This is a genomic window from Pontibacter sp. 13R65 (assembly GCF_047525655.1).
Classification (GTDB): domain Bacteria; phylum Bacteroidota; class Bacteroidia; order Cytophagales; family Hymenobacteraceae; genus Pontibacter.
Genome location: NZ_JBLIQL010000016.1, coordinates 24,123 through 48,342 on the forward strand (window position 1 = coordinate 24,123; position 24,220 = coordinate 48,342).

Annotated in this window: 22 protein-coding genes; 10 read left to right on the forward strand and 12 right to left on the reverse strand. The window is 47.4% G+C overall.

Annotation, left to right across the window (positions count from 1 at the left end):
- Positions 1 to 107: 107 nt before the first annotated feature.
- Together ACMA1I_RS16785 and ACMA1I_RS16790 are read right to left on the reverse strand one after the other, a co-directional pair.
- Positions 108 to 1,646, reverse strand: a complete 1,539-nt coding sequence (locus tag ACMA1I_RS16785) for a hypothetical protein (protein ID WP_337069577.1) — start codon at positions 1,644 to 1,646, stop codon at positions 108 to 110.
- Between the two features lie 18 nt (positions 1,647 to 1,664).
- Positions 1,665 to 2,783: a hypothetical protein gene (locus tag ACMA1I_RS16790; protein WP_337069578.1), complete on the reverse strand. Its 1,119-nt coding sequence runs from the start codon at positions 2,781 to 2,783 to the stop codon at positions 1,665 to 1,667.
- A gap of 195 nt (positions 2,784 to 2,978) precedes the next feature.
- Here ACMA1I_RS16790 and proS point away from each other — a divergent pair, with 195 nt between their 5' ends.
- From proS to floA, 3 genes are all read left to right on the forward strand, one after another.
- Positions 2,979 to 4,457 (forward strand): proline--tRNA ligase, encoded by a 1,479-nt coding sequence (gene proS, locus ACMA1I_RS16795; protein ID WP_337069579.1) that lies wholly within the window; start codon positions 2,979 to 2,981, stop codon positions 4,455 to 4,457.
- A 429-nt stretch (positions 4,458 to 4,886) separates the two neighbouring features.
- A complete protein-coding gene (locus ACMA1I_RS16800) occupies positions 4,887 to 5,360 on the forward strand; it encodes an NfeD family protein (RefSeq protein ID WP_337069580.1) in 474 nt (157 codons plus the stop codon).
- A 9-nt stretch (positions 5,361 to 5,369) separates the two neighbouring features.
- Entirely contained in the window at positions 5,370 to 6,350 is a 981-nt protein-coding gene (gene floA, locus ACMA1I_RS16805) for a flotillin-like protein FloA (protein WP_337069581.1), read from the forward strand.
- A gap of 655 nt (positions 6,351 to 7,005) precedes the next feature.
- On the opposite strand, the gene ACMA1I_RS16810 is transcribed toward floA, so the two are convergent.
- Positions 7,006 to 7,851: a hypothetical protein gene (locus tag ACMA1I_RS16810; protein WP_337069582.1), complete on the reverse strand. Its 846-nt coding sequence runs from the start codon at positions 7,849 to 7,851 to the stop codon at positions 7,006 to 7,008.
- 105 nt (positions 7,852 to 7,956) lie between these two features.
- On the opposite strand from ACMA1I_RS16810, the gene ACMA1I_RS16815 reads away from it, so the two are divergent.
- Both ACMA1I_RS16815 and chrA read left to right on the forward strand, forming a co-directional pair.
- Complete coding sequence (locus tag ACMA1I_RS16815; protein WP_337069583.1) at positions 7,957 to 8,940, forward strand: isopenicillin N synthase family dioxygenase; 984 nt, start codon at positions 7,957 to 7,959, stop codon at positions 8,938 to 8,940.
- Between the two features lie 67 nt (positions 8,941 to 9,007).
- A complete protein-coding gene (gene chrA, locus ACMA1I_RS16820; RefSeq protein ID WP_337069584.1) occupies positions 9,008 to 10,180 on the forward strand; it encodes a chromate efflux transporter in 1,173 nt (390 codons plus the stop codon).
- Positions 10,181 to 10,277: 97 nt separating this feature from the next.
- Here the strand turns inward: chrA and rfbA are convergent, their stop codons facing one another.
- The 5 genes from rfbA to prmC form a co-directional block, all read right to left on the reverse strand.
- Positions 10,278 to 11,138 carry a glucose-1-phosphate thymidylyltransferase RfbA gene (gene rfbA / locus ACMA1I_RS16825; protein ID WP_337069585.1) on the reverse strand — a complete coding sequence of 287 codons (861 nt, stop codon included), beginning with the start codon at positions 11,136 to 11,138 and terminating at the stop codon, positions 10,278 to 10,280.
- A gap of 34 nt (positions 11,139 to 11,172) precedes the next feature.
- Entirely contained in the window at positions 11,173 to 12,180 is a 1,008-nt protein-coding gene (locus ACMA1I_RS16830) for an SDR family oxidoreductase (RefSeq protein ID WP_337069586.1), read from the reverse strand.
- A gap of 13 nt (positions 12,181 to 12,193) precedes the next feature.
- Positions 12,194 to 13,243: a dTDP-glucose 4,6-dehydratase gene (gene rfbB / locus ACMA1I_RS16835; protein ID WP_337069587.1), complete on the reverse strand. Its 1,050-nt coding sequence runs from the start codon at positions 13,241 to 13,243 to the stop codon at positions 12,194 to 12,196.
- Positions 13,244 to 13,270: 27 nt separating this feature from the next.
- Positions 13,271 to 14,293: a UDP-glucose 4-epimerase GalE gene (gene galE, locus ACMA1I_RS16840; protein WP_337069588.1), complete on the reverse strand. Its 1,023-nt coding sequence runs from the start codon at positions 14,291 to 14,293 to the stop codon at positions 13,271 to 13,273.
- 415 nt (positions 14,294 to 14,708) lie between these two features.
- Positions 14,709 to 15,563, reverse strand: coding sequence for a peptide chain release factor N(5)-glutamine methyltransferase (gene prmC, locus ACMA1I_RS16845; protein ID WP_337069589.1), 855 nt, complete (start codon positions 15,561 to 15,563; stop codon positions 14,709 to 14,711).
- 162 nt (positions 15,564 to 15,725) lie between these two features.
- Here prmC and ribD point away from each other — a divergent pair, with 162 nt between their 5' ends.
- From ribD to ACMA1I_RS16865, 4 genes are all read left to right on the forward strand, one after another.
- Positions 15,726 to 16,769: a bifunctional diaminohydroxyphosphoribosylaminopyrimidine deaminase/5-amino-6-(5-phosphoribosylamino)uracil reductase RibD gene (ribD, locus tag ACMA1I_RS16850; protein WP_337069590.1), complete on the forward strand. Its 1,044-nt coding sequence runs from the start codon at positions 15,726 to 15,728 to the stop codon at positions 16,767 to 16,769.
- A 310-nt stretch (positions 16,770 to 17,079) separates the two neighbouring features.
- Positions 17,080 to 17,562, forward strand: coding sequence for a GAF domain-containing protein (locus tag ACMA1I_RS16855; RefSeq protein WP_337069591.1), 483 nt, complete (start codon positions 17,080 to 17,082; stop codon positions 17,560 to 17,562).
- 110 nt (positions 17,563 to 17,672) lie between these two features.
- The gene (locus ACMA1I_RS16860; RefSeq protein WP_337069592.1) at positions 17,673 to 18,101 is read left to right on the forward strand and encodes a hypothetical protein; all 429 of its coding nucleotides are present in this window, start codon (positions 17,673 to 17,675) and stop codon (positions 18,099 to 18,101) included.
- Between the two features lie 209 nt (positions 18,102 to 18,310).
- The gene (locus ACMA1I_RS16865; RefSeq protein ID WP_337069593.1) at positions 18,311 to 19,003 is read left to right on the forward strand and encodes a hypothetical protein; all 693 of its coding nucleotides are present in this window, start codon (positions 18,311 to 18,313) and stop codon (positions 19,001 to 19,003) included.
- A gap of 176 nt (positions 19,004 to 19,179) precedes the next feature.
- Here ACMA1I_RS16865 and ACMA1I_RS16870 read toward each other — a convergent pair whose 3' ends face one another.
- The 4 genes from ACMA1I_RS16870 to ACMA1I_RS16885 all read right to left on the reverse strand — a co-directional run bounded on the left by ACMA1I_RS16870 (position 19,180) and on the right by ACMA1I_RS16885 (position 23,022).
- Positions 19,180 to 19,863, reverse strand: a complete 684-nt coding sequence (locus ACMA1I_RS16870; RefSeq protein WP_337069594.1) for a phosphatidylserine decarboxylase family protein — start codon at positions 19,861 to 19,863, stop codon at positions 19,180 to 19,182.
- 152 nt (positions 19,864 to 20,015) lie between these two features.
- A complete protein-coding gene (locus ACMA1I_RS16875) occupies positions 20,016 to 20,843 on the reverse strand; it encodes a phosphatidate cytidylyltransferase (RefSeq protein WP_337069595.1) in 828 nt (275 codons plus the stop codon).
- A 66-nt stretch (positions 20,844 to 20,909) separates the two neighbouring features.
- Positions 20,910 to 21,911 carry a CPBP family intramembrane glutamic endopeptidase gene (locus ACMA1I_RS16880; RefSeq protein ID WP_337069596.1) on the reverse strand — a complete coding sequence of 334 codons (1,002 nt, stop codon included), beginning with the start codon at positions 21,909 to 21,911 and terminating at the stop codon, positions 20,910 to 20,912.
- Positions 21,912 to 22,098: 187 nt separating this feature from the next.
- The gene (locus ACMA1I_RS16885) at positions 22,099 to 23,022 is read right to left on the reverse strand and encodes a CPBP family intramembrane glutamic endopeptidase (protein ID WP_337069597.1); all 924 of its coding nucleotides are present in this window, start codon (positions 23,020 to 23,022) and stop codon (positions 22,099 to 22,101) included.
- Positions 23,023 to 23,075: 53 nt separating this feature from the next.
- Here ACMA1I_RS16885 and dusB point away from each other — a divergent pair, with 53 nt between their 5' ends.
- Positions 23,076 to 24,059 (forward strand): tRNA dihydrouridine synthase DusB, encoded by a 984-nt coding sequence (gene dusB / locus ACMA1I_RS16890; protein WP_337069598.1) that lies wholly within the window; start codon positions 23,076 to 23,078, stop codon positions 24,057 to 24,059.
- Positions 24,060 to 24,220: the final 161 nt, after the last annotated feature.

Below are 24,220 nucleotides of genomic sequence, written 5' to 3' on the forward strand. Positions count from 1 at the left end.
TAAATATTATCCAAAAATAGCACCTGTTCTGCCCTGAAGCAAAAAAAGAGGCTGATACGGTCTCCCGTACAGCCTCTTCATCAATAAAAACAGGAAAAATCTTTTTGTTAGAAATTGAATCCTACTGTAAATACCACATTGTTTAGCCTATTATCGGTGTTGATCTGTGGCGATACTCCTGTATTAAAAGAGTAAGGCGAATAAGCCGACTGCATGCTGGTAGAAGTATAAGCCACATCAACAAAATAGTTCTGAAGCCGAACGCCGGTACCTAACGAAATGGTGCTGGTGCTGCCGTCAAGCTCTGCTCCTTTATAAGGGTCGCCACCATGTGCGTAACCAGCCCTGAACCTAAACACCTCGTAACGGGCTTCGGCTCCTACTCTGATGTTAACAGCCGATTGGTAAGTTTCTCTGATGCGCGTGTTGATGTTTCCAAAGTAATTGCCGCTGCCGCCAAAGTCGCTATCTCGTTCGCGGAACCTGGCACCAGCATAGTTCACATACTCTACATCTGCCGAAATAAAGCCAAGTTTGTTCAGGAAGTAAGCAATACCACCTGTGGCACGAAACGGTGTAGTAAGACCGTAAGAAAACTGCCCAGGGGCCTGTACGGCATTTTGGTTACCTATATCAGAAAAGTTGGCATTAAGGGAGGTCGCATACGTTTCGTCGAAGCTGTATGAAGTTGGCGTTTGCACCGAAGCTCCAATACGCAAAGCATCTACAGGCCTGAATATAGCACCCAGTTTTAAATTGATACCGGCCCCTCTCGTAGTAAATTCATCACGCAATTGCATGTTGTTAAATGTAGTAGACGGATCAGCATCTGACTCGCGGTACATACGTACCTGTGAGTAATTGGTGCTGACAATACCTACCGATGCACCCAGGTAAATTTTATCGCGGTAGCTGGTACCTACGCCAATGTCGAACTGGTTTTGAGAGCCTTTTCGCAAAACCTCTTCTCCAAAGCTTACATCCAGGGCCCTGTCAACAGGAGCGGCATACTCTCCATCATCATCTTCATACACATCAATCAGGTATGTGCCGTATGCCATGCCTTCAAGGGTGCTGTAGTTGTTGAATTCAGCATCGAGATCGTCTTTAATCAGGGTGCGCCCGTTAGACATGGTTGCTCTGTTATTGGCCTGTTCCGCAAAATAATCTACAATGGTCCAGTCTTGGGTATTTCCATTATAGGCAGTTTGAGAGTTAAAATTATTGAGGCGGGTGATGCTCAAGCCAATATTGGTACCGCGCCAGTCGCTTCCATCGTTATCGCCTCTCCTGTCTGCAAAAACAATACCTGCCTGCGGTATACCAAAAGAATTGCGGTTATCTGATACGCTTGGTCCAAAATAAGTATCCGGGTTTGCTATACGGGAGTTGGCGTTAGCTGTGCTAAAGCCCGGACTTATGGTTATCTCAGATCTACGAAACATGCCCAAACCGGCAGGGTTCACAAACATACTGGAGATATCGGCACCCAGTGCAGACTGAGCCCCACCAATACCTTGAATACGAGCAGAACCGGAAACGCCTAAGCGGGTATACCGCAGTGCATCTACCTCACTTTGGGCAAAAGCGGTTCCACTCCAGCCTAGCAGTAAAGCTAAGCTGGCTGAAACTATTTTATTTAACATAATTAATTGAAGCTAGTTTTAATTTCCTCTCATCGGTCGGCCGCCGCCACCGCCGCCACGTGATGGTGATGGTCGGGAAGCAGGGCTACTTTGCATTGGAGAGCTGCTACGCTCAAAAGTACGGCTTGGTGTGCTACGTTCGTAGCTTGGCGTACTGCGTTGTATATTTTGTTGCTGCTGGATACGTTGCCTGGCAGGCGCAGCTTCTCTTGTAGTACGCTGCGGACGGGCTGGCTGTGTGGCCGGCGTTTCTGGTCTGGATGGCAACGTCTGTTTAATCTCCTGGCTCTGCTGACCACCTATAGATTGGTTGCCTCGCGATGGTCTGGCCGGGCGTGCAGGGCTAACTGCATTTCCACCACCAGGCATCACAGCACGCTGCTCATTAGACATGCCTTCACGATCTGGTCTTCCGGATGCTCCGCTAGGTCGAGCAGGCTGAGCCCCAACAGTACTTCTGTCGACTCTCGGCCCATACTGTATGCGCCTTGTCTGGCCTGGGGCATCATAAAAGTACCCGCCACCAGCATATAAGCCACGGTTTAACCCAGTGTAATAGCCGTTATAGAAGCTGTTATAGGCTCCAAATCTGCCCATACCCATATAAGGGTTGCCCCAGCCCATCATGTATGGGTTCCCCCACATTCCCATGCCTCCCATCATAAAGGGATCCATGTATGGGTTATAGTAGCGGCCCATGCCCATACCAAAGCCAAAGCTCATGCTAAACCGGCTATAAGGTCTGAAAGGGCTGTAAAACGGATCAAAGAAAGGATCATAAAAAGCAGATCCAAACCTGCTGTAGCCAAAACCTGGGTGAACAGCTGCTCCCCAATAAGGATCTACAAAGGAATGATTGATATTATTACGCTGATTATACGCACGTCCGTCGTAATACTCGTCTGCATAATAATCTTCAGTGCCCTCGGCCACATACTCGTCTCCGGCATCAGCAGTTGATCCGGATCTAAAGTCTCCCATGGTTGCCTCAGGAGCTGGTTCTGCATACACTGTCTGGTCGGACGACGAATAATACATATCGTCGTACTCGGAAGACTGCAACGCTATAGGGCTATTGCAGCTCACCACCAACAAACATAGAGCAGGGGCTATGGTTAATAAATTTATCTTTTTCATGGGCTTCCTGTAATAGTTGATGTGCGAATAACACTATATCAAAGATAACACACATTCATACAAAATCTTACTTATAGTATTATTTATTAACGTAATTTTGTGGGAGAATGATATAGTTTTATTTAGTGTTATACTTACAAAAACTATTCCAAACTAGGGTTAATTAGTAACAATAAACTTAAGAATACATAAAACATGAGCAAAGGGCTACCTAAGAGAAGCGAGGATTATTCGCTGTGGTACAATGAGCTGGTTAAAAAGGCTGGTTTAGCTGAAAATTCTGCTGTGCGCGGCTGTATGGTAATCAAACCATATGGTTATGCCATTTGGGAGAAAATGCAGCGTGTGTTAGATGATATGTTTAAGGCCACCGGTCACGAAAACGCCTACTTTCCTTTGTTTGTGCCTAAAAGCCTGTTTGAAGCAGAAGAGCAGAATGCAGAAGGTTTTGCCAAAGAATGCGCGGTGGTAACACACTACCGCCTGCAGGCAGACCCCGACAACAAAGGCAAACTGCGCGTAGACCCGGCGGCCCGCCTCGAAGAAGAACTGATTGTACGCCCTACCTCAGAGGCTATTATCTGGAGCACCTACAAAAACTGGATCCAAAGCTACCGCGACCTGCCCCTGCTCGTAAACCAGTGGGCCAACGTGGTGCGTTGGGAAATGCGTACGCGCCTGTTTCTGCGCACAGCCGAGTTCCTGTGGCAGGAAGGCCACACGGCGCATGCCACTGCCGAAGAAGCCATTGCCGAAACGGAGCAGATGCTGCACGTATATGCCGACTTCGTAGAGAATTATATGGCAGTGCCAGTTGTAAAAGGCATAAAAACACCTAACGAACGCTTTGCAGGTGCCCTTGAAACCTATTGCATTGAAAGTTTAATGCAAGATGGCAAGGCGCTGCAAACAGGAACTTCGCACTTCTTAGGTCAGAACTTTGCGGAAGCTTTTGACGTGAAATTCGCCACCAAAGAAGGCGGACTAGAATATGTTTGGGGAACCTCATGGGGTGTGAGTACCCGCTTAATGGGTGCTCTGATTATGACGCACTCCGACGATGAAGGCCTGGTGCTGCCTCCGAACCTGGCGCCTATACAAGTGGTTATTGTGCCTATTTATAAAGGCGAGGAGCAACTGGCGCAGATCAGCGAAAAAGTAAACCGACTGAAGAAAGAGTTGCAGGCCAAAGGCATCAGCGTGAAGTTCGACAACCGCGACACCGAACGCCCGGGCTTTAAATTTGCGGAGTGGGAACTGAAAGGCGTACCGGTGCGCATTGCTATTGGTAACCGCGACCTCGAAAACGGCACCGCCGAAGTGGCGCGCCGCGACACTAAAGAGAAAAGCACCCAGCAGTTCGACAGCCTGGGCAGCTACATTCCGGCTCTACTGGAAGAAATACAAGCCAGCATCTTTAACAAGGCGCTCCAGCACCGGGCAGAACATACCACCAAAGTAGATAGCTACGAGGAGTTTAAGCAAGTGCTTGAAAATAAAGGTGGTTTTGTGCTGGCCCACTGGGATGGCACACCAGAAACTGAAGAACGCATAAAAGAAGAAACAAAGGCCACCATCCGCTGCATTGCCCTCGATGCAGCCGAAGAAGACGGTGTAGACATGCTTTCAGGTAAACCATCTAAACGGCGGGTATACTTTGCCAAGGCATACTAGCACGCAAAACCTACCTCTATAGAAGCCATTCTTCCTCTCCTGGAAGAATGGCTTCCTTTTTTATACCTAAACCCTATGTAGCTCAAAATGCCTCCGGAAGGGCATTTCCATTAGGAGAATTTGGTGCTGGTTGTTGAAAGGTTAAAGGGCTCAACTGCTGAATGGTGGAACTGAGGACACGGAAGCTTTTCACAAATTAGAATTATCAAAACCTAGCTTTTGCCTCTCAGATAATTTATATGTCTTGTACCTGGCACCCTGTGTCTTACATCTCTTTTTGCCTCCGGAAGGGCATTTCCATTCGCATAATTTGAAAAAAAGACAGCCAAAGGCACACCGAAACCGGGAAGAGACCTTTAATTTAAAAGCAGCCCGAAGGGGTATTTGATAATCAAATTGCTATATTTACTAAATATGCATGGAGGCACTATGTTATTAGATTGGATAACGGTAATACTGCTAATCGGGATAGGCCTGATTCTGATCATCATAGAACTGATATTTGTGCCAGGAACTACAATTGTCGGAGTGCTGGGTTTTGTGCTGGCTGCTATTGGCGTCTGGATCGGGTATGCTGCCTTAGGCACCACTATAGGGCATATTATTCTGGCAATAGCGGTACTTACTACCTGCATTGCTGTCTTCTATAGCTTCCGCACAGATGCCTGGTCGCGCTTTGCCCTGAAAGACACTAACTCCGGCAGGGTAAATGACGACAAGCTGCATACGCTGCAGGTAGGCAACAAAGGCAAAACTATTTCTGCCCTTCGCCCTCAAGGTACAGCTGTGTTTCAGGACCAGCACCACGAAGTGCAGACACAAGGTGAGTTTATTGCTCCCAACACAGCCATTCGCATCATTCAATTATCCGCAAACAAAATTATTGTAGAAGAAATAAGTTAAATCAACCCCATGGAAAATTATTCAGTGCTGTTTCTAATTGCAGGTGGTATTATCCTGCTCATGATATTTTTATATTTCGTACCGATCAGTCTCTGGATCACAGCCTTGTTTTCAGGGGTGCGTGTGGGCCTGCTGGAACTGGTATTTATGCGCATCAGAAAGGTGCCACCCAGCCTGATCGTAAACTCCATGATCAACTCGACCAAAGCTGGCATTAACCTCACCACCACCGAACTCGAAACACACTATTTGGCAGGCGGCAATGTGCCAACCGTAATCAAAGCACTCATTTCTGCCGACAAAGCCAACATTCCGCTAACCTTTAAGCAGGCCACTGCCATAGACCTTGCCGGCCGCGATGTATTTGAGGCTGTAACCACTTCTGTTAACCCAAAGGTAATTAACACCCCTAGTGTAGCTGCTGTGGCTCAGGACGGTATTCAGTTGCTGGCCCGTGCCCGTGTTACCGTGCGCGCGAACATTCGCCAATTGGTGGGTGGTGCCGGCGAAGAAACTATTCTGGCCCGTGTAGGCGAAGGCATTGTAACCTCTATAGGCTCATCCAGCTCGCATAAAGTAGTACTGGAGAGTCCGGATATTATTTCGAAGCTGGTGCTGCAGAAAGGCCTTGATGCCGGCACTGCCTACGAGATCTTATCTATTGATATTGCCGATATTGATGTAGGCGAGAACATTGGCGCCAAGCTGCAGATAGACCAGGCAGGTGCCGACTTGAAAGTAGCCGAAGCCAAAGCCGAAGAACGTCGCGCCATGGCCGTAGCCGTAGAACAGGAAATGAAAGCTAAAGCACAGGAAGCCCGTGCTTCTGTAATTGCAGCGGAGGTAGAAATTCCACAGGCCATTGCAGCAGCTTTCCGAAGCGGCCACCTCGGTATAATGGATTATTACCGCATGCAGAACATCCAGTCCGACACCGACATGCGCAACTCCATAGCTGACCCAAACCCTGGGCAGAACAAACCCAAATAGGATTTCATAAATAAGATTTTAGTAATCTCCTACAAGAACGCCTTCCGCGTGGTACGCCTAATGTACCGCCGGAAGGCGTTCTTGTGTGCGAGCAATTTTATTTGCAAAACCAAAAGCCTAGGCACTATTAAAAGCAAAAATGCTCTGGAAGACGATTTTCATTAGCAGGATTTTTATAAATGCAACAGCAGGATGCGTGAAGGATGGAGCAGTTGTTTAAGCTCCTTTTAGGAGGCACGAGCAAAAGAGCGAGCTGCGAGAGCCCAACGGCTTGCACAGCCCACCGGCACGCCCTCCTACGCCTAAAGCACAGGAAGCTAACTCTCACCATTAGGGTTGGGCTGTATATTGGAATTCTGCTAATGAAAATGGCCTTCCGGAGGCTTTACTACGGTTAAAACCCTTAGGGCTGGCTACCCTTAATGCAATATGATATCCTCAGAAGCGGCCAATGAAAGCTGAGGATGGCCCGGGTAGCTGAGCTGCATAACATGCTGTAAAATTGAGAGGCAAAAGCAGCTACGCCGTCCAGACAACCATTAAAGCTGAAGAAGCATTGCTTACTAAACCCAGCACCTTTATCCCCAAAAAAAAGACCTCATTACCACCTTTACGGCTGCATGAGGTCTTTTTCAGAATTTATGTTTCTTAAAAATTAAGAATTTTCGCTTAAGGTAAAGGTGCGTGTTACGGTGTTGAAAGGTCCGGGTATTACCGTGCCGGCATTGTCGATCAGCTCCAGCTTAATGGTGTTTTCGCCCATTGGCATGCCTTCGATAATGTATGGCAACCATCTGTCCAGCGTAAACACAGTGTTGTTAATGGTAGCGCGCACTTTGTTTCCGGTTGGAGAAAGCTCCGTGTTCACCAGGTAAAAATCAAGCATCACACGCTCTGCATCAGCACCAGTATAAGTGTCTTTTGGTCTGCTATAGAACATGTGCGGCGCGTTCATATCGAACTCCATGCGTTGCTGTGGTCTTCCTACAGTTATCATGCGCAGGTCGTAAGCGCCTTTGTGCTTGAGACTCTCGTGGTAAGAACGCGACAGAAACGACAGCACCACATGATCGCCTTCTGCTAACTCTTTAGTAAACTCCGTTTCGTAATGTGCTGTGTAAGGCTGGTTATCTACTATGTTATGAATGTGCTGCCCTTTCTCAGAATTTGCCATGTGGCCCGAGTTGCTGTGCGAGGTCATGCGGGTTAACTGGAAATTGCTTAAGTCATAAGAAAACTCAACCGCTCCTGCTGGCACCGTGCTACCGGCTGCCGGCGAGTTAAGGCGCAATTGCGACTCCGGATAGGCAGGAGAATCGTCAAAAGCATATACTCGCAAGCCATCTTTAGACATAACTGCGCCGCTTGGTGTCGGACCTGTTCTTTCGCCAGTTACACTAGAGGCCATTTGTGCTTCGTTTTCCTGGGTTTGCCGCGCAGTATCACAAGCAGAGGTGCTCACTAGTAAGGCAGCAGCCAGAAATAAGTAAGAATTTTTCATTTATTTATTATGGTTTGGTTGGTTTTGGAAACTAAATTAGCATTTTAAATTTTGTATATTGCGAACTACGTGAGTATTAGTAAAAAGTATACAGCAAATTAATTTATGAGCGAGATATTGTTTGATGAAGTCCCTTCATTAGACCTGGCCGATTTTACATCAGGAGACGAAGGAAGAAGAGCTAAGTTTGTGCAGCAGCTTGGTGAGGCCTATCAGAACATTGGTTTTATTGCTTTACGCAACCACGGGCTGAGCGACGAACTAACCCAAAAGCTGTATGCTGCCACCCAAAAGTTTTTTGCACTGCCCGACGAGGTAAAGCAAAAATATGAAATTGCTGGGCTTGCCGGGCAAAGGGGCTACGTTGGCAAAGGTAAGGAAAAAGCCAAAGGCTTTAACACCGGCGACCTGAAAGAGTTTTACCATGTAGGCCAAGAACTGAGCACGATCCCTGACAGCGACCCTATTAAAGCTGAGTATCCAGCCAATGTGTGGCCAGCCGAGGTTGCAGAGTTCGAGGCAGTAACCCTAGAGGCTTACCGCAAACTAGAGGCTGCTGGCAAAGAAGTACTCAAAGCGCTGGCTATTCTGCTGGAGCTCCCAGAAAATTATTTCGACGACAAAGTATTATACGGCAACAGCATTCTTAGGGCCATTCACTACTTCCCAATAGAAGACCCAGACAGCGTGCCTGCTGACGCTGTGAGAGCAGCTGAGCACGGCGACATTAACCTGATTACCCTGCTCATGGGTGCCAGCGCCGATGGCCTGCAGGTGCTGCGCCGCGACGGTAAATGGATTCCGATTACGGCCCTTCCGGAGCAGGTAGTAGTAAACGTGGGCGATATGCTGGCCCGCCTTACTAATAACAAGTTAAAGTCTACGATACACCGGGTAGTAAACCCACCGCGCGAGCTCATGCACACCTCCCGGTTCTCTATTCCGTTTTTTATGCACCCCCGCTCCGAAATGGACCTTACTTGCCTGGAGAGCTGCATAGACGAGCGTAACCCGAAAGCCTACCCAGACGCTACCGCAGGCGAATACCTGAATGAGCGACTGGTAGAGCTCGGATTGAAGAAGGTCTGATATATCTGTTTCCTGAATAGAGAGATTGCCTGCCCTGGCGGTCTCTCTATTTTTTTGATCTGCTAGCATGAGCCTGCGCTATTACATCTTTCTTAAAGACGTCCTGGTACTAGCCCTTACTTCTTTTGGAGGGCCACAAGCGCATATGGCCATGATGTTTAAGATGCTGGTCGACAAACGGCGTTATATTTCGGAGAAAGAACTAATAGAGCTCAACGCCCTTTGTCAGATTTTACCCGGCCCCACCTCCACCCAAACTATTACTGCTCTCGGCTACAAAATCGGTGGCCCTAACCTGGCCTACCTCACGCTCCTGGTCTGGATTACCCCTGCAGCCACTATCATGACGCTAGCCGGGTTGGGTATTTCTTACCTGCAGCAAAACAATATCTCTCTCAACTTCCTGAAGTTTATTCAACCCATGGCAGTAGGCTTTGTGGCCTATGCTGCCTACATGATCAGCTCTAAAGTTGTAAATACGAAGCTGGCTGTAGGCCTGATGGTGGTATCGGCCATTATTGGCTATTTTTACAATTCGCCTTGGGTTTACCCACTGCTCCTGATAGGTGGAGGCGTTATTACGGCTTTTCGGTTTAAACAGCACCCCCAGGAGAAAGGGCAAAAACTGCAGATTCAATGGGCTAATTTTGTGCTCTATGTGGGTGTGCTGGTTACGGCAGCAGTCTTAGGTGGTGCCACCTCTTTGCTTCCGATCAGGTTGTTCGAGAACTTTTACCGCAACGGTAGCCTGGTATTTGGAGGCGGTCAGGTGCTCATTCCGCTTATGTACACCGAGTTTGTCGATTTCAAAAAATACCTTACCGCCGAAGAGTTTCTCTCAGGCTTTGCTATGGTGCAGGCGCTGCCTGGCCCAGTTTTCGCCTATTGCTCTTACATTGGTAGCCTGGCCATGCGCGGATACGGCATTCCGGGGCAGTTACTTGGCTCTTTTGTTGCCACAGTTGGTATTTTTCTGCCTGGCACCTTCCTCATCTTCTTCGTAATCCGATTCTGGGATGGCCTGAAAAAGTTTAGAGTCGTGCGGGCTTCGCTGGAGGGAGTAAGCGCTGTAAGTTCGGGCATGGTGGTAGCCGCCGCCATTATGCTCTACCACCCCATCGATAACACTATCCTGAACTTTGGCTTGGTGGTTACTACTTTTTGCCTGCTCATGTTTACAAAAGTCCCGCCCCCTGTGCTCATTCTCACTGGCCTGATAATGGGATTCGTGTTTGGCTAAAGAAAAGAGTGCAGGAAGCAACTACCTGTAGTTTAAATTTTCGCCTAATTAAAAAGCCGACTCTTTCGAATCGGCTTTTTAATTAGGTTTTAGAAACTTACCGCAGCAGGTTCAGGAGGTAATCGCCATAGCCGCTCTTGCGCAACGGCTCTGCTACTCGCCTAAGTTGTTCGGCATTGATAAAGCCCATACGATAGGCCACTTCTTCTATAGAACCGATTTTAAGCCCTTGTCGCTCCTCTATTACCTGCACAAAAGTAGCAGCTTGCATCAGCGACTGAATAGTGCCGGTATCGAGCCAGGCAGTACCTCTGTCCAGAATGCCTACTTTAAGCTTGCCCCGGCGCAGGTACTCTTTGTTGATATCGGTGATCTCATATTCACCACGTGCACTAGGCTCGAGGTTTTTTGCCATTTCCACCACATCGTTATCGTAAAAATAAAGGCCAGGTACGGCATAGCTCGATTTTGGCTCTTTTGGCTTTTCTTCAATAGAAACAGCCTTGAAATTATCATCGAATTCCACCACTCCATAGCGCTCCGGATCATGCACATGGTAAGCATACACCACACCACCATCCGGGTTGCTGTTCTGCTGCAGCAGCTTACTCATACCAGAGCCATAAAAAATATTATCGCCAAGTACCAGTGCTACTTTATCGTCTCCAATAAACTCCTCTCCTATCACAAACGCCTGCGCCAACCCGTTAGGAACTTCCTGCACTGCATAACTGAACTTGCACCCTACACTGGCACCATCGCCCAACAAACGCTGAAACTGCGGTATATCGTGCGGCGTGGAGATAATCAGGATTTCCCGGATACCAGCCAACATGAGTGTAGACAACGGATAATAGATCATGGGCTTGTCGTACACAGGCATCAGCTGCTTACTTACAGCCAGGGTTAAAGGGTGGAGTCGTGTTCCAGAGCCTCCGGCAAGAATAATTCCTTTCATTGGTTTTCGGTAATAGTTAAGTATTTAGAGCCTGCTAGTGCGCCTGCTCCACTATGTTATTTTGTTTTCTAAACCACTCAAATGTTTGCTTCAGCCCTTCCTCCATACTCACCTGTGGGTTATAGCCCAACAACTTTCGAGCTTTTGATATATCGGCAAGACTATCTTTTGTATCGCCAATTCGCTCAGGCTTAAACAGTGGCTCTAAGGCTAGGCCTGCTGCTTTTTCTAAGGTGCGATACAAATCCAATAAGGTGGTTCGGACACCTGTGGCAATATTATAGACCTGATTTAATGCTGCCGGATCTTCTACCAAAGCAGCTTTTATATTTGCCTGGACACAGTTTTCTATGTAGGTAAAGTCTCTTGTCTGCAAGCCATCGCCGTGGATCTTTGGCGGGCGCCCAGTTAACAAAGCCTCCATAAACAAAGGAATTACACCGGCATACTGTCCTTCAGGGCTTTGTCTGTTCCCGAAAATATTGAAGTACCGCAACCCTATAATCTCCATCCCATAGGTTCTGGCAAACACATTGGCATATAGTTCATTGGTTCGTTTAGCTACTGCATAGGGAGTGAGTGGGTTTCCTACCTGGTCCTCCACCTTTGGCAAGGCAAGGTTATCGCCGTAGACTGAGGAAGAGGAAGCATATACCACTCGCTTTACGCCCTGTTCTTTGGCGGCGGTAAGCATGTTTACAAAACCACCTACATTGACCTCGTTGTTCAATGCCGGGTTATGGATGCTCCGTGGCACGGAGCCAAGCGCGGCCTGGTGCAGCACAATGTCAACTCCCTCACAGGCTGTTCTACAAACAGATAGCTCACAAATATCTCCATCCAGAATTTCAAGTGCCGGGTTTGCTGCAAAGGGTTCCAGGTTCCGCCGGAAGCCGGTCGAGAAATTATCCAGCACCCGCACAGTACCTGCTCCATGCTGCAGCAGGTACTCTACCAGGTTAGATCCTATAAAACCTCCGCCACCGGTTACCAGAAAGGTAAGATGGCTGATCGGTTTGGAGTGGAAAGAGGTACTATACAAAATAAGTAAGCTATTATCGGTGCGTGTATTGCTGCTCGTAGTAAGCTTTGTAGTTGCCAGAGGTTACATTATCGAGCCACTCTGTATTTTCCAGGTACCAGTCTACCGTTTTGCTAAGGCCCTGCTCAAAGGTTACAGAAGGTTCCCAGCCCAGTTCGTTCATAAGCTTGGAGGAGTCGATGGCATAGCGCAGGTCGTGGCCGGCACGGTCTTTTACAAACGTGATCAGCCCTCTCGACTGCCCGGCAGGGCGGCCCAGTTTCTCGTCCATCAGGTCGCAGAGCAATTCTATCAGGTCGATATTGCGCCACTCATTTACGCCACCAATATTATAGGTATCGCCTATTTTACCTTTATGGAAAACATCGTCGATAGCGCGGGCATGATCCAGCACAAAAAGCCAGTCGCGCACGTTTTCGCCTTTGCCGTATACAGGCACCGGCTTCTCGTTCTGGATATTATAAATAGCCAGCGGAATCAGCTTTTCGGGGAAGTGGTTAGGGCCGTAGTTGTTAGAGCAGTTCGAAAGTTTAACCGGCAAGCCGTAGGTATGGTAGTAGGCTCGTACAAAGTGGTCAGAACTGGCTTTAGATGCCGAGTATGGCGAACGTGGGTCGTAAGCAGTTTCTTCTGTAAAGAGACCTTCTTCGCCTAGCGAACCATATACCTCGTCGGTAGACACGTGGTAGAACAAGTGGTCCTGCAAGTTGTCTTTCCAGTGCTTACGGGCTGTGTTCAGCAGGTTTACCGTACCGATTACGTTCGTATACACAAAGGCCAACGGATCAGATATGGAACGGTCTACGTGCGACTCTGCTGCCAGGTGAATAACTGAATCAAAGTTATGTTCGCTGAAAATACCTTCTAAGTATGCTGCATCTACAATGTCTCCTTTCAGGAAGGTATAATTATCTCTATCCTCTATATCCGATAGATTTGCCAGGTTACCGGCGTAGGTCAGGTTATCGAGGTTGAAGATCTGGTATTGTGGGTATTTGGTAACAAACAGCCTTACTACGTGCGACCCAATAAAGCCGGCACCTCCGGTTATTAATATTTTCATGAATGTCTTTAACTTGATTACTTCAACTTATCTGGACTCCTGCAGCGATACCTGCCAATCCCAGGCACTTTTCATAGCCTCTTCGAGAGTCTTAGTGGTTTTGTAGCCTAGAACCTCCTGTACTTTGGTTACATCGGCATATATTTTAGGCACATCACCGGCACGGCGCGGCCCAATTTTATAATTTAGTTTTACACCGGTAGCACGCTCAAAAGCCTGCACCGCCTCCAGCACGGTTACACCATTTCCTGTTCCTACATTGTAAAACTCTATCGGCTCGCCAGCATCAGTTAATAAACGCGCGATGGCCATCACGTGAGCCTTAGCCAGGTCTACTACATGCAGGTAATCGCGTACACAGGTGCCGTCTGGCGTATCGTAATCGTCGCCAAAAATAGTTACCTGCTCCCGCATGCCTATGGCAGTTTGGGTGATAAAGGGTACCAGGTTGCTCGGAATACCCAATGGCAATTCGCCAATTTTAGCAGAGGCGTGCGCTCCAATAGGGTTGAAATAACGCAAGGCGATAGAACTGATGGAGCTGCCACTGTTAGCAACATCGGTTAAAATTTCTTCGCATATTTTTTTGGTGTTGCCATACGGCGAGTTGGCCTTCTGTACCGGCGTCTGCTCGGTTACCGGCAGTTTTTCCGGAATGCCATACACAGTACAGGAAGAAGAGAAAACCAGTTTGGTGACATTAAACTCAGCCATTACTTGTAGCAGCAGCACCAGCGACCCGACATTGTTGTGGTAATAATTCAAGGGCTTTTCTACTGATTCGCCTACTGCTTTATAAGCAGCAAAATGAATAACGCCAGCCAAATCCGGTTCTTTCTGGAACACATCGCGCATGGCGGCAGCATCGGTACAATCTATGTGATAGCAACGCACCTGCCGACCTACAATAGCTTCGATGCCAGCCAGGGCACGTTGCTCTGAATTTGAGAAATTATCTACAATTACAGGTTCGTAGCCAGCCTCTATGAGTTCAACTACAGTGTGGGAGCCAATGTAACCTGCTCCTCCGGTTACCAAAATCTTTTTCAAGTTCACTTACTTTATAGTTAAAGACTGGATTAGGCCAGCCCCTTCATCACATCTCGATACAAGACTTTTAAATCTACTAAAATTACAGTCCTGCTCGTAATACATCCAAATTATTTTTAACAGTTCATTAAAAATTTAATGTATTGCCTCTAGTTTGCTTATTGCTTTTACTGCTCTTGGCTTATAGCCAGCTCTATGGTAATGAGCACACTAACGCTCGCAAAGGTAAGATTTTCAATCAATTCTTGCTAATAGCTGATTTGCACTAACGCAGGGGCAACTATAATATGTAAAGTTAAAGGTAACCCAAGGCATAAGAACAACTAAAACTCCTCCGGAAGGCCATTTTTATTAGCAGAATTCAGATAAGCTTGCTGCTCTTCCAGTATGCTGCTCTTAGCTGATCAACTGCTCTCTATACTATTGCTTCCACCATGCGTTCTTTGCCGAACAGGTCGTGCAGTACCTCAGCCTGTCGGTAGCCTGCCCGCAATAGCATGTCTTGCGTGGCCTTTCCGTAGCGCTCGTTTATTTCGAAATAAAGGTTGCCTCCCGGCTTCAGCAGCTCCTGCCCTACCTCTGCTATTCTTTTATAATACCGCAAGGCATCGTTATCTGGCACAAACAGCGCCAGGTGTGGCTCGTAAGACAGCACGTTGGCACGCATCTGCTCCTTCTCCGATTCCAGTACATAGGGCGGGTTACTTATCAGGATGTCGAGGGAGTGCAACGGGATGGTGGTGATTGGTTCAAACACATCTTGCTGTAGCCAGGTTATGGCAGCCTGATACTTTTCGGCATTCGCTCTTGCTACAGCCAAGGCATCTGATGAAATATCCAGGCCGTACACCTGTGCCTGTTGCAGGTTTTTGGCCAGCGCAATAGGTATGCAGCCACTACCGGTGCCAATATCGAGCACTTTCAGGTGCAGCCGGTTTTTATGCTTTTGCAGGATCAGGTGCACCAGCTCCTCGGTTTCGGGTCTTGGTATTAGCACGCGCGCATCTACGTACAGCTCCAGGTCGTAGAAATAGGCTATACCCAGCACATACTGCAGCGGCTCCTGCTGCAACAGGCGCGTTACAATGCCAGATATAGTGTTGGCCTCTGCCGCTTTTACCTCCTGCTCCCGCGCCAGACTTAGCGCCACCCTTGTTTTCTGAAGCACATGCTCTACCACCTGCTCCGCCATGATGCCTGCCTCAGGGCCAGGATAAAGTTCGGATAAAGATGTCTTGATATTGCTGATTGTTTGCTGAATGGTGGCCACAGGCTTTTTAATTGATGGTTGCTGATTGTAAATTGTCGTAAACAAAGGTAGCCAACGAAGACTTTTCGCAAAGCGTCTTATAGAGCTTCTGAACGTTTTGCTGGCCAGCCGGCTTGCTACTTGTGTCCTATTACTTACCTTTGCCAAAGTTACAAACTTACCATGACATCAGCCGATGAACTATACATGCGCCGTGCGCTGGAGCTGGCGGCACTAGGCCGTAATGCTGCCAGTCCGAACCCAATGGTGGGCTGTGTCATTGTGCACAATGGAGTTATTATTGGGGAAGGCTGGCACCGGCAGTATGGTGGTCCGCATGCTGAGGTAAATGCCATACGGGCTGTCCAGAACAAAAGCCTGCTGCCCCAAAGCCGGGTGTATGTAACACTGGAACCCTGCTCCCACTACGGTAAAACACCGCCCTGCGCCGATCTGCTTATAAACAGCGGCGTGCGTGACGTAGTTATCTGCAACACCGACCCTAACCCATTGGTGGCTGGTCGTGGCATCAAAAAGATGCAAGAGGCAGGCATTCAGGTGCAAACAGGCTTGCTGGAGGCACAGGGGCTGGAACTGAACAAGCGCTTTTTTACTTTTCAGAACCTGAAGCGGCCTTATATTATTTTAAAATGGGCTGAAACAGCCGACGGATTTTTGGCGGGCCCTGCCTGTGAGCGTATTCAGATAAGCGGGAAGCTAGCCCGACGACTGGTGCACAAATGGCGCACAGAGGAGCAGGCCATTATGGTTGGCACCCGCACCGCCCTCCACGATAACCCTTACCTGGACACGAGCCACTGGCCCGGCCGCAACCCACTGCGCATTGTCATAGACAGAAAATTACAGTTATCGCCACACCTCCACCTCTTCGACGGCAGCCAGCCAACGCTGGTATACAATTACCTGAAAGAGGAGCAGGCACAAGAGGACCTAACCTTTGTGCAGTTACAGGAGCAGCAAGACCTGCTGCCACAACTATTCCAGGATTTGTACCAGCGCAATGTATTGTCGGTTTTGGTAGAAGGCGGCACTTACCTGCTGGAAAGCCTGCTGCAAGCCAACCTCTGGGACGAAGCTTTTATCTTTAAAAACACAGACAAAACAATTGGAGCAGGCATAAAAGCACCCGCTATGGTTTCTGGAAAACTGAAGCAGGCGCAAACTTTTGGTTCAGATTTGTTGTTCCAGTTTGGTAATTCTGAATGAGTGAAGTTAATTGTGAATGAGTGATTGAGTGAATGAAAAGTAGTTATGCACTGTTGATTTCAGTAATTTGAAGTTGACTATATAGTGATTAGCATTTAACGGAAAAGCGGATACAAACCTGTTCACTCCTAATTCTATTAAGCAGAAAGACAAAAGATCTGTAGAGCTGCAAGATTTTAAACAAGCTCCATTACCTCCGTTCACACAATCAAAGATTATTTTTATTAGCATTCACTCATTCTATCAATCAAAATTCTTAAGTAGAAAACATTCACTCAATCATTTATTCAAAAACTCATAATTTATAAAGATGGCTGAATCACTTTTAATAGACGCAACTCTCAGCAAAGAGGAAAAATATAAAACGCTGTTACCCCAAATAAAAGCCCTGGTTACCGGCGAAACAGATTTGATCGCGAACATCTCGAACCTGGTGGCCGCACTGAAGCAGGCTATGGGCTTTTTCTGGGTGGGCGTATATTTCAACAAAGAGGGGCAGCTGGTGCTGGGGCCTTTTCAGGGGCCGGTGGCTTGCACGCGCATACCTTACCATAAAGGTGTTTGCGGTGCCTGCTATACCCAACAGCAAACCATGGTGGTGCCCGATGTAGAGGCATTTCCGGGCCACATTGCCTGCAGCTCCGACTCAAAGTCTGAGATTGTAGTGCCTGTGATAAAAAATGGTGAAGTAAAACTGGTGCTCGACATCGACAGCGACAAAATCAACGACTTCGACGAAACCGACCAGAAATACCTGGAGCAGCTCATGGAACTGGTAGCCAGCTGGTATTAAGAGCAGCAGCTACCCTTGTTCATTTAACTGGCTGCAACCCTTCGGAAGGCCATTTTTATTAGAATAATTTAACCCATGGTTTACTCAAGTGTATTTTCTAGCTTAACCCTATGATCAAGCATAATCTTTTACTAGTACTGGCTGCTGTAGCTGTTTTTTTAACGGTGTCGTGCTCCAAAAAGCCTTTTGATGTAGAGCAGGTAGAGGTCGCGCAGGGTCGCAACTTCAGCATTTGCCTCGACAAGCCGCTGCCGCCAGAGAAGCAGTATTTTTATTCTATTCAATTTATTACGAAAGACAGCCTCCGCTATACCACTGTTGGCCCCTTAACTGCCGATTCAACTGCCACCGATAACTGCTTTACTGAAACTAAGTTCCGCTACAGCATGAGCGCCTATGCAGACGAAACCATCAGCGCTATCGAGAATATCAGCAACCAGAACCTGGATACCTGCCGCGTACAGATTTACACCGATAGGCAACTGGAGCAAGGCAAAATGGTGCTGGAAAAAGTTTTTACTGCCGAAGATTTTAAGTAGTGCCTACCGGTATACTACCTCAAAGCTTAGAACAGGCTGCCGAACGAAAGTGAAGCAGCCTGTTTCTTTTTATTTTGTAAATGCTGCACCTGCGTAGTTTATAAAAATGCTTTATATTGACCATGAATTAAATAAAGGTGAAGCCTCTATACATAGTGCAGATAAAGTGAGTATTCGGTTTGTCTGATAGTTGTATGCCATTGAAGATTATGAAAAAAATATACACATTCTTTATTGCCATCTTTCTCTTACAAGCCTGTGCCTCAGAACAAGAAAGTGCTGCAATAGACAATATACTGATGTTCTACGGGGGAAGAGCAGAGTGGAGTATTGGTCGGAACGCTTCTACAGATGATGAAGAAATTCAAGGCAAGTTTTTTGAAATAAAACTATCAGATGCAGACTTAAGCAGCTATAAGTACCTTAGCATGCCAGCTTCTAATATTGCCTACCTGTTCTATTCCTCATTAGCTCCTGATGAAAAGAACAGCTATGACTTTGTAAGAGTTATTGTTGACTATAACGGCAAGGAGAAAGTAGTTGAATACCCGACTCAAGAGTTGGAGTTAGTGTCCAGCTCCATGCCCGTATTTGAATCAACTGCTGAAATACTCAAGACCGAAAAGTATGAACGCTTAGAGGAGCTTCTGGAAAAGAACTATCGTGCTGAAATAGGTGGCTATGAAAATACCTTTGCCCAAGTTGATTCTGCTTATGGTAAAGTAACAGGTTTGAGCATACATGGCTATTCATTTTCCCAAGGCAAAGTTGGGAGTAGGTATACAGATTTACTTAAGCTATCAGGAGTACTAACAAGAGAGAAGCAGCATACTGATTTTAGCGTAACGGTCGATGCAAAAGACCCTCAGAAAAAAATAGTTGATGTGAAGTTCCAAAAGTAGGACAACGTCATACAATAAAGTATAGCAGTTATGCTACGGCTACGCCTTGCAACCCGCTATACCAGCACGTTAGCAAATCTCACCTCATTATAAAAGGACATCATCATTCCTTAAAAACAGGGGCGGCGATACATATAGTATCGCCGCCCCTGTTTTTACTGCTCTTTTAAGCTATCCTATGAAAACAGCGAAGGTGTTGGTGTTTTGAGTTGGGCAATAACAGTTTCGCCGCCTTTGGTTTTTTGGCCGAGTTCTACTTTAATTTCAGTATCGAGGGGCAGGAACACGTCTACGCGGGAGCCGAATTTAATAAAGCCAAACTCTTCGCCTTGGCTTACCTCATCATTCTCTTTTACATACCACACAATGCGCCGCGCCATGGCACCGGCAATCTGACGGAAGAGCACTTCAGGACCAGCCGTAGACTCTACCACTACTGTGGTACGTTCGTTTTGTGTGCTGGATTTTGGGTGCCAGGCCACAAAGTAATTGCCCGGGTGATACTTAAAATATTTTACAATGCCAGAAACCGGATTACGAGTTACGTGCACGTTTATTGGTGACATAAAAATGGAGATCTGCTTGCGTCTCTCTTTAAAGTATTCGGGCTCTTCAATTTCTTCTATTACCACTACCTTCCCATCGGCAGGGGCCACAATCAGGTCTTCGTGCAGGAGCAGGTTGCGGTAGGGGCTACGGAAAAACTGCAGGATCAAGAGAAAAACGACCACTGAAATGCCAGAGAAAATCCTGTTAAACGTCATGTTGGCTGCATTGTAGTTGTAGAGCAACAGGTTAATTACCAACAAGGTCAGCAACGTAAAAAAAAGTATTCTTCTTCCTTCCTTATGAATTTTCATCCGTGTTTTTATTAGCCGCAGGCGCTTCTATAGTGTGTAATAGCCTACCTGTTTCCAGAGCAAACCAATATCGGGTTTAAAATTAGACAATCTTTGCCTTATTTGGCAATAAATTATTAGCATCTGCACATATTCTCTTTGCGAAATATTTGCTAGAATATTTTAAGAAAGGCCACAATGAACGGAATAGCCAGCAAAAGACTGTCAAACCGGTCTAAAATACCGCCATGGCCCGGAAGCAAAGTACCGGAGTCTTTTACGCCCAGGCTACGTTTAAGCATAGATTCTACCAAGTCGCCCAGCACCCCAAACACGGAAACAAGTATGGCAGTGCCTATCCACTGGTACAGCTCCAGGTCCTGAAAAAATAACGACATCAGGTATGCCGCCAGAACAGATGTAACCACACCTCCGGCCCAACCTTCCCAGGTTTTACCCGGCGAAACCCGCGGGAGCAGCTTGTGCTTGCCAAAGCTTTTACCAAAGGCATAAGCTCCTGTGTCAGAAGCCCAGATTAGGAGCAGTGTACCCAGTATAGGCTGCCAGCTATAGTCGCCCTGCAGATAACCCAGCAAGTGCAGCAGCGCAAATGGAACACCAATGTAAAGTGCACCCAGCATGGTAAAGGCAATATTGGTAAATGGCTGCGCATGCTTGCGGTACAGCTCCAGCACCAGTACCATAAACAGCACAGGTGGCAACAGGAAAAGCACTTCGGGAGCGACAAACCTCTTTTCAACCATAAAAACGCTCACATAGAGCAGGCTGCCCAAAGCTACACCTACGCCTCGGTGCGGCTTAATGCCCTGCGTTGCCACCAGCCGGTAAAATTCCAGAATACCCAATAAAGCGAGCCCCAGGAAGAGAAGAAAATACGTCCACTCGCTATAAATAATGCCACCGATAAAAAGAATTGCGCCCAGCACCCCTACGATGACACGCTGCTGCAAATTGTTAAGAGAAGATAATTTTTGACTCATGTAGTGTGTATGGCTCCGAAGTGCGACTGTGGCAAAAATAGGATTTAAATAGAGAATGCCAAAAACTTATAAGCCGTCCGTTCTACCGGGTAGATTAGGGGCATCGGTAAAATTATTGGTTGACTCTGGCTCTGCTTCCTGCTTCTGCAAGAGGGGCAGCTTCATAAATTCCTTGTACAGGTAGTAAAGCAAGCCTGCACTCAGCACAACAGACATAACAACACTGTAAACAGGCATGGGCTCCGACGACTCAATGTCGGCCTCTATGGAGCCGGTTTGATACAGATACAGGAGCAGCACCGTAAATCCGTTGTTTACGAAGTGTGCCACAATAGGCACACTTATTCTGCCCGACCACCAATACAGGTACCCAAACAAAGCACCCAGCACCATGCGGGGAACAAACCCGAAAAACTGCACGTGTATAGCACTAAAGGCAATGGCAGCCACCCAAATACCTACATGCCCATTGCCGGACCATCGCTGAATCTGCCGCTGCACCACTCCTCTGAACAGCAGCTCCTCGCCTATGGCCGGAATAACGGCAATAACGAGCAGCCCCACTAACAGCTCCGGAATAGTGGTAAACTTGGCAAACAGTTTAGTAAGTTCGGCAGCATATTCCTCTTTCTGTCGTGCCCAATCCTCAAACTGCTGCATAAAATCGGGCAGCGACATATTGGCATTCCAGTATATAATTAAGGAGTTGGCTGGCATAATGGCGATAATCAGCAGGCCGCTCAGCAGCACCAGACCCAGCATAGGGCGGTCTTTCCAGTTCAGGTAGCGGCCCAGGTTATAGCCCAGCGACTGTATGAGCAGCAAAGGAGCAAACACAAACATGCAGAGCGACACAATACCCTGGTAAAACATAATGGCACTACGCCCTTGCGGAAACTCAGTTGGATTCTTGAGCGCTCTCTCCAGCTCAAACATACCTACTCCAAACAGCATATCGCCTAAAACGGCATATATAAAAGTGGCTACAAAAGCCCCACCTATTACAAATGCTATTAGTAACAGCAGTACCAGAAACGGACTTGTTTCTTTCTTAACGAAACCTTTCATAGAATGAAATTTAGGTTTAATTGGTGTAAAAAATAAAGTCGCCCAGGCTTCTCTTCGATTCTCCGCGTCAGAACTACCAGGCAGTTAAAACGCCAGATGTGCAAAGGCAAAGGCGATACAATAAAAAGGCTTCTTTCTAACCTGCTACAAACGCTATCCCTCTCCTGACACGACTGCCAAAGGCACCCTACGCGCTGGCACCCGCATAAACTGCTGGTGCAGGTAGTATAAAGTGGCCGCACTTATCAGCACCGACAGCACTACATAATAAGAAGGCATCGGCTCTCTTGAGTGAATATCTGTATTTAAGCGCCCTGTCTGGTACAAGTACAACAGCAGCACCTGATAACCGTTGTTCACAAAGTGCGCTAAAATAGGCACTATAATACGCCCGGACCACCAGTAAAGATAACCCAGCAGCGCTCCCAGCACCACCCGGGGCACAAAACCGTAGTAATTGCACATGGATCAGACTAAATGCAATGGCGGCAAGCCAGATTGCTGCATGCTGGTTTCCGAGCCAGCCTTGAAGCTGCTTTTGCACCACACCCCTAAAAATGAGCTCTTCTCCAACTCCTGCTATAACAGCCATTACGACCAGACTTATTAAAAAATCTGTGAAAGAGTTAAATTGAACGAACATTTTTATAAGCTCGGCACCTTCGCTTTCTTTTGCGCGGGTCCACTGCTCAAATGCCTTCATCGATTCCGGAAAGCTTATTTCTGCATTCCAGTCAATAATAAGCGAGTTGACAGGCATAATAAAAATAACCAGCAGGCCGCTGAGCAGAATAAGTCCTAACGAAGAACGGTTTTTCCAGTTCAGGTAATAGTCTGCCTCTAAGTGTAGCGATCGCAGCAGCAAAAGTGGGGCCAGCACGAACATACAAAATGCCATAATACCCTGGTAAAACAAAACCGTATCACGCCCTTGCGTAATTTCAGCTGGGTTTCTGAAGATCTTCTCCAGCTCGAATAGGCTCACCCCGAACAACAGCTCGCCTAACACGGCATATACAAAAGTAGCTATAAAAGCCCCTCCTAAAACAAAAGCCATTAACAGCAGCAGTACCAAAAATGGACTTGTTTCTTTCAGGATGAAACCTTTCATGGAGAAGTTTAGGTTTAATTGATGTAAATTTACGTGAAAAAATAAATTAAGCTTTGGTAAAGATAGCGAACATAGAACTTGGCGAGTTTCCGCTGCTGCTGGCACCTATGGAGGACGTAAGCGATCCGCCGTTCCGGAAGGTATGCAAAGCAAATGGCGCTGATTTGATGTATACGGAATTTATCTCGTCGGAGGGTTTGATTCGGGATGCAGCTAAAAGTCTGCAGAAGCTCGATATTTTTGATTACGAGCGCCCGATCGGCATTCAGATTTTCGGTTCCGAGATAGACTCGATGCGCGAAGCCGCCATTGTGTCGACACAGGCAGGCCCCGACCTGATTGACATTAACTACGGTTGCCCCGTGAAAAATGTGGCCTGCAAAGGCGCCGGTGCTGCCCTGCTCCGCGATATTCCGAAAATGGTGCAAATGACTTCTGAAATCGTGAAAGCCACGCACCTGCCCGTTACCGTTAAAACCCGCCTCGGCTGGGACGACAACACCAAGAATATTGTAGAAACGGCCGAGCGCCTGCAGGATATCGGCATACAAGCCCTCAGTATACACGGCCGCACCCGCGTGCAAATGTACAAAGGCGAAGCCGACTGGAGCCTGATAGCTGAAGTGAAGAATAACCCGCGCATGAAGATCCCAATCTTCGGCAACGGCGACATAGACACACCTGAAAAAGCGTTGGAGTACCGCAACCGCTACGGCGTAGACGGCATCATGATTGGTCGCGCCTCCATTGGCTACCCTTGGATCTTTAACGAGATCAAGCACTTTATGGCCACCGGCGAGCAACTGCCAGGGCCAACACTGGAGGAGCGTGTAGCTGTTTGTCGCCAGCACTTCACGCACTCGCTGGAGTGGAAAGGCGAAAAGTTGGGCATTTTTGAGATGCGCCGCCACTACACCAATTACTTTAGAGGGCTGTCGCACTTTAAGCCGCTGCGCATGCGCCTGGTGCAGTCCGAAGACATTAACGAAATTTACGATACGCTGGAGGAGATTGCGCAAACCATGAGTTTCGTATAAGTTAGGCTGTTTTTAAATTATTCTAATCAAAATGCCCTTCCGGAGGTGTTTCGGCTTCTAATCAGTCCTGACCATTTGTTGGCCAGGAGGAGTTTTCCTGAAAACAGGCAGGAGGCATGAGCCCTAAACTATTCATTTGGGCCCTGGAAGGGCATTTTCAT

What these genes read in the sequence shown, in the direction of transcription:
- ACMA1I_RS16785 (WP_337069577.1), bottom strand. Translation starts at nt 1,646, where the DNA reads ATGTTAAATAAAATAGTTTCAGCCAGCTTAGCTTTACTGCTAGGCTGG.
- ACMA1I_RS16790 (WP_337069578.1), bottom strand. Translation starts at nt 2,783, where the DNA reads ATGAAAAAGATAAATTTATTAACCATAGCCCCTGCTCTATGTTTGTTG.
- proS (WP_337069579.1), top strand. Translation starts at nt 2,979, where the DNA reads ATGAGCAAAGGGCTACCTAAGAGAAGCGAGGATTATTCGCTGTGGTAC.
- ACMA1I_RS16800 (WP_337069580.1), top strand. Translation starts at nt 4,887, where the DNA reads ATGTTATTAGATTGGATAACGGTAATACTGCTAATCGGGATAGGCCTG.
- floA (WP_337069581.1), top strand. Translation starts at nt 5,370, where the DNA reads ATGGAAAATTATTCAGTGCTGTTTCTAATTGCAGGTGGTATTATCCTG.
- ACMA1I_RS16810 (WP_337069582.1), bottom strand. Translation starts at nt 7,851, where the DNA reads ATGAAAAATTCTTACTTATTTCTGGCTGCTGCCTTACTAGTGAGCACC.
- ACMA1I_RS16815 (WP_337069583.1), top strand. Translation starts at nt 7,957, where the DNA reads ATGAGCGAGATATTGTTTGATGAAGTCCCTTCATTAGACCTGGCCGAT.
- chrA (WP_337069584.1), top strand. Translation starts at nt 9,008, where the DNA reads ATGAGCCTGCGCTATTACATCTTTCTTAAAGACGTCCTGGTACTAGCC.
- rfbA (WP_337069585.1), bottom strand. Translation starts at nt 11,138, where the DNA reads ATGAAAGGAATTATTCTTGCCGGAGGCTCTGGAACACGACTCCACCCT.
- rfbB (WP_337069587.1), bottom strand. Translation starts at nt 13,243, where the DNA reads ATGAAAATATTAATAACCGGAGGTGCCGGCTTTATTGGGTCGCACGTA.
- ribD (WP_337069590.1), top strand. Translation starts at nt 15,726, where the DNA reads ATGACATCAGCCGATGAACTATACATGCGCCGTGCGCTGGAGCTGGCG.
- ACMA1I_RS16855 (WP_337069591.1), top strand. Translation starts at nt 17,080, where the DNA reads ATGGCTGAATCACTTTTAATAGACGCAACTCTCAGCAAAGAGGAAAAA.
- ACMA1I_RS16860 (WP_337069592.1), top strand. Translation starts at nt 17,673, where the DNA reads ATGATCAAGCATAATCTTTTACTAGTACTGGCTGCTGTAGCTGTTTTT.
- ACMA1I_RS16865 (WP_337069593.1), top strand. Translation starts at nt 18,311, where the DNA reads ATGAAAAAAATATACACATTCTTTATTGCCATCTTTCTCTTACAAGCC.
- ACMA1I_RS16870 (WP_337069594.1), bottom strand. Translation starts at nt 19,863, where the DNA reads ATGAAAATTCATAAGGAAGGAAGAAGAATACTTTTTTTTACGTTGCTG.
- ACMA1I_RS16875 (WP_337069595.1), bottom strand. Translation starts at nt 20,843, where the DNA reads ATGAGTCAAAAATTATCTTCTCTTAACAATTTGCAGCAGCGTGTCATC.
- ACMA1I_RS16880 (WP_337069596.1), bottom strand. Translation starts at nt 21,911, where the DNA reads ATGAAAGGTTTCGTTAAGAAAGAAACAAGTCCGTTTCTGGTACTGCTG.
- ACMA1I_RS16885 (WP_337069597.1), bottom strand. Translation starts at nt 23,022, where the DNA reads ATGAAAGGTTTCATCCTGAAAGAAACAAGTCCATTTTTGGTACTGCTG.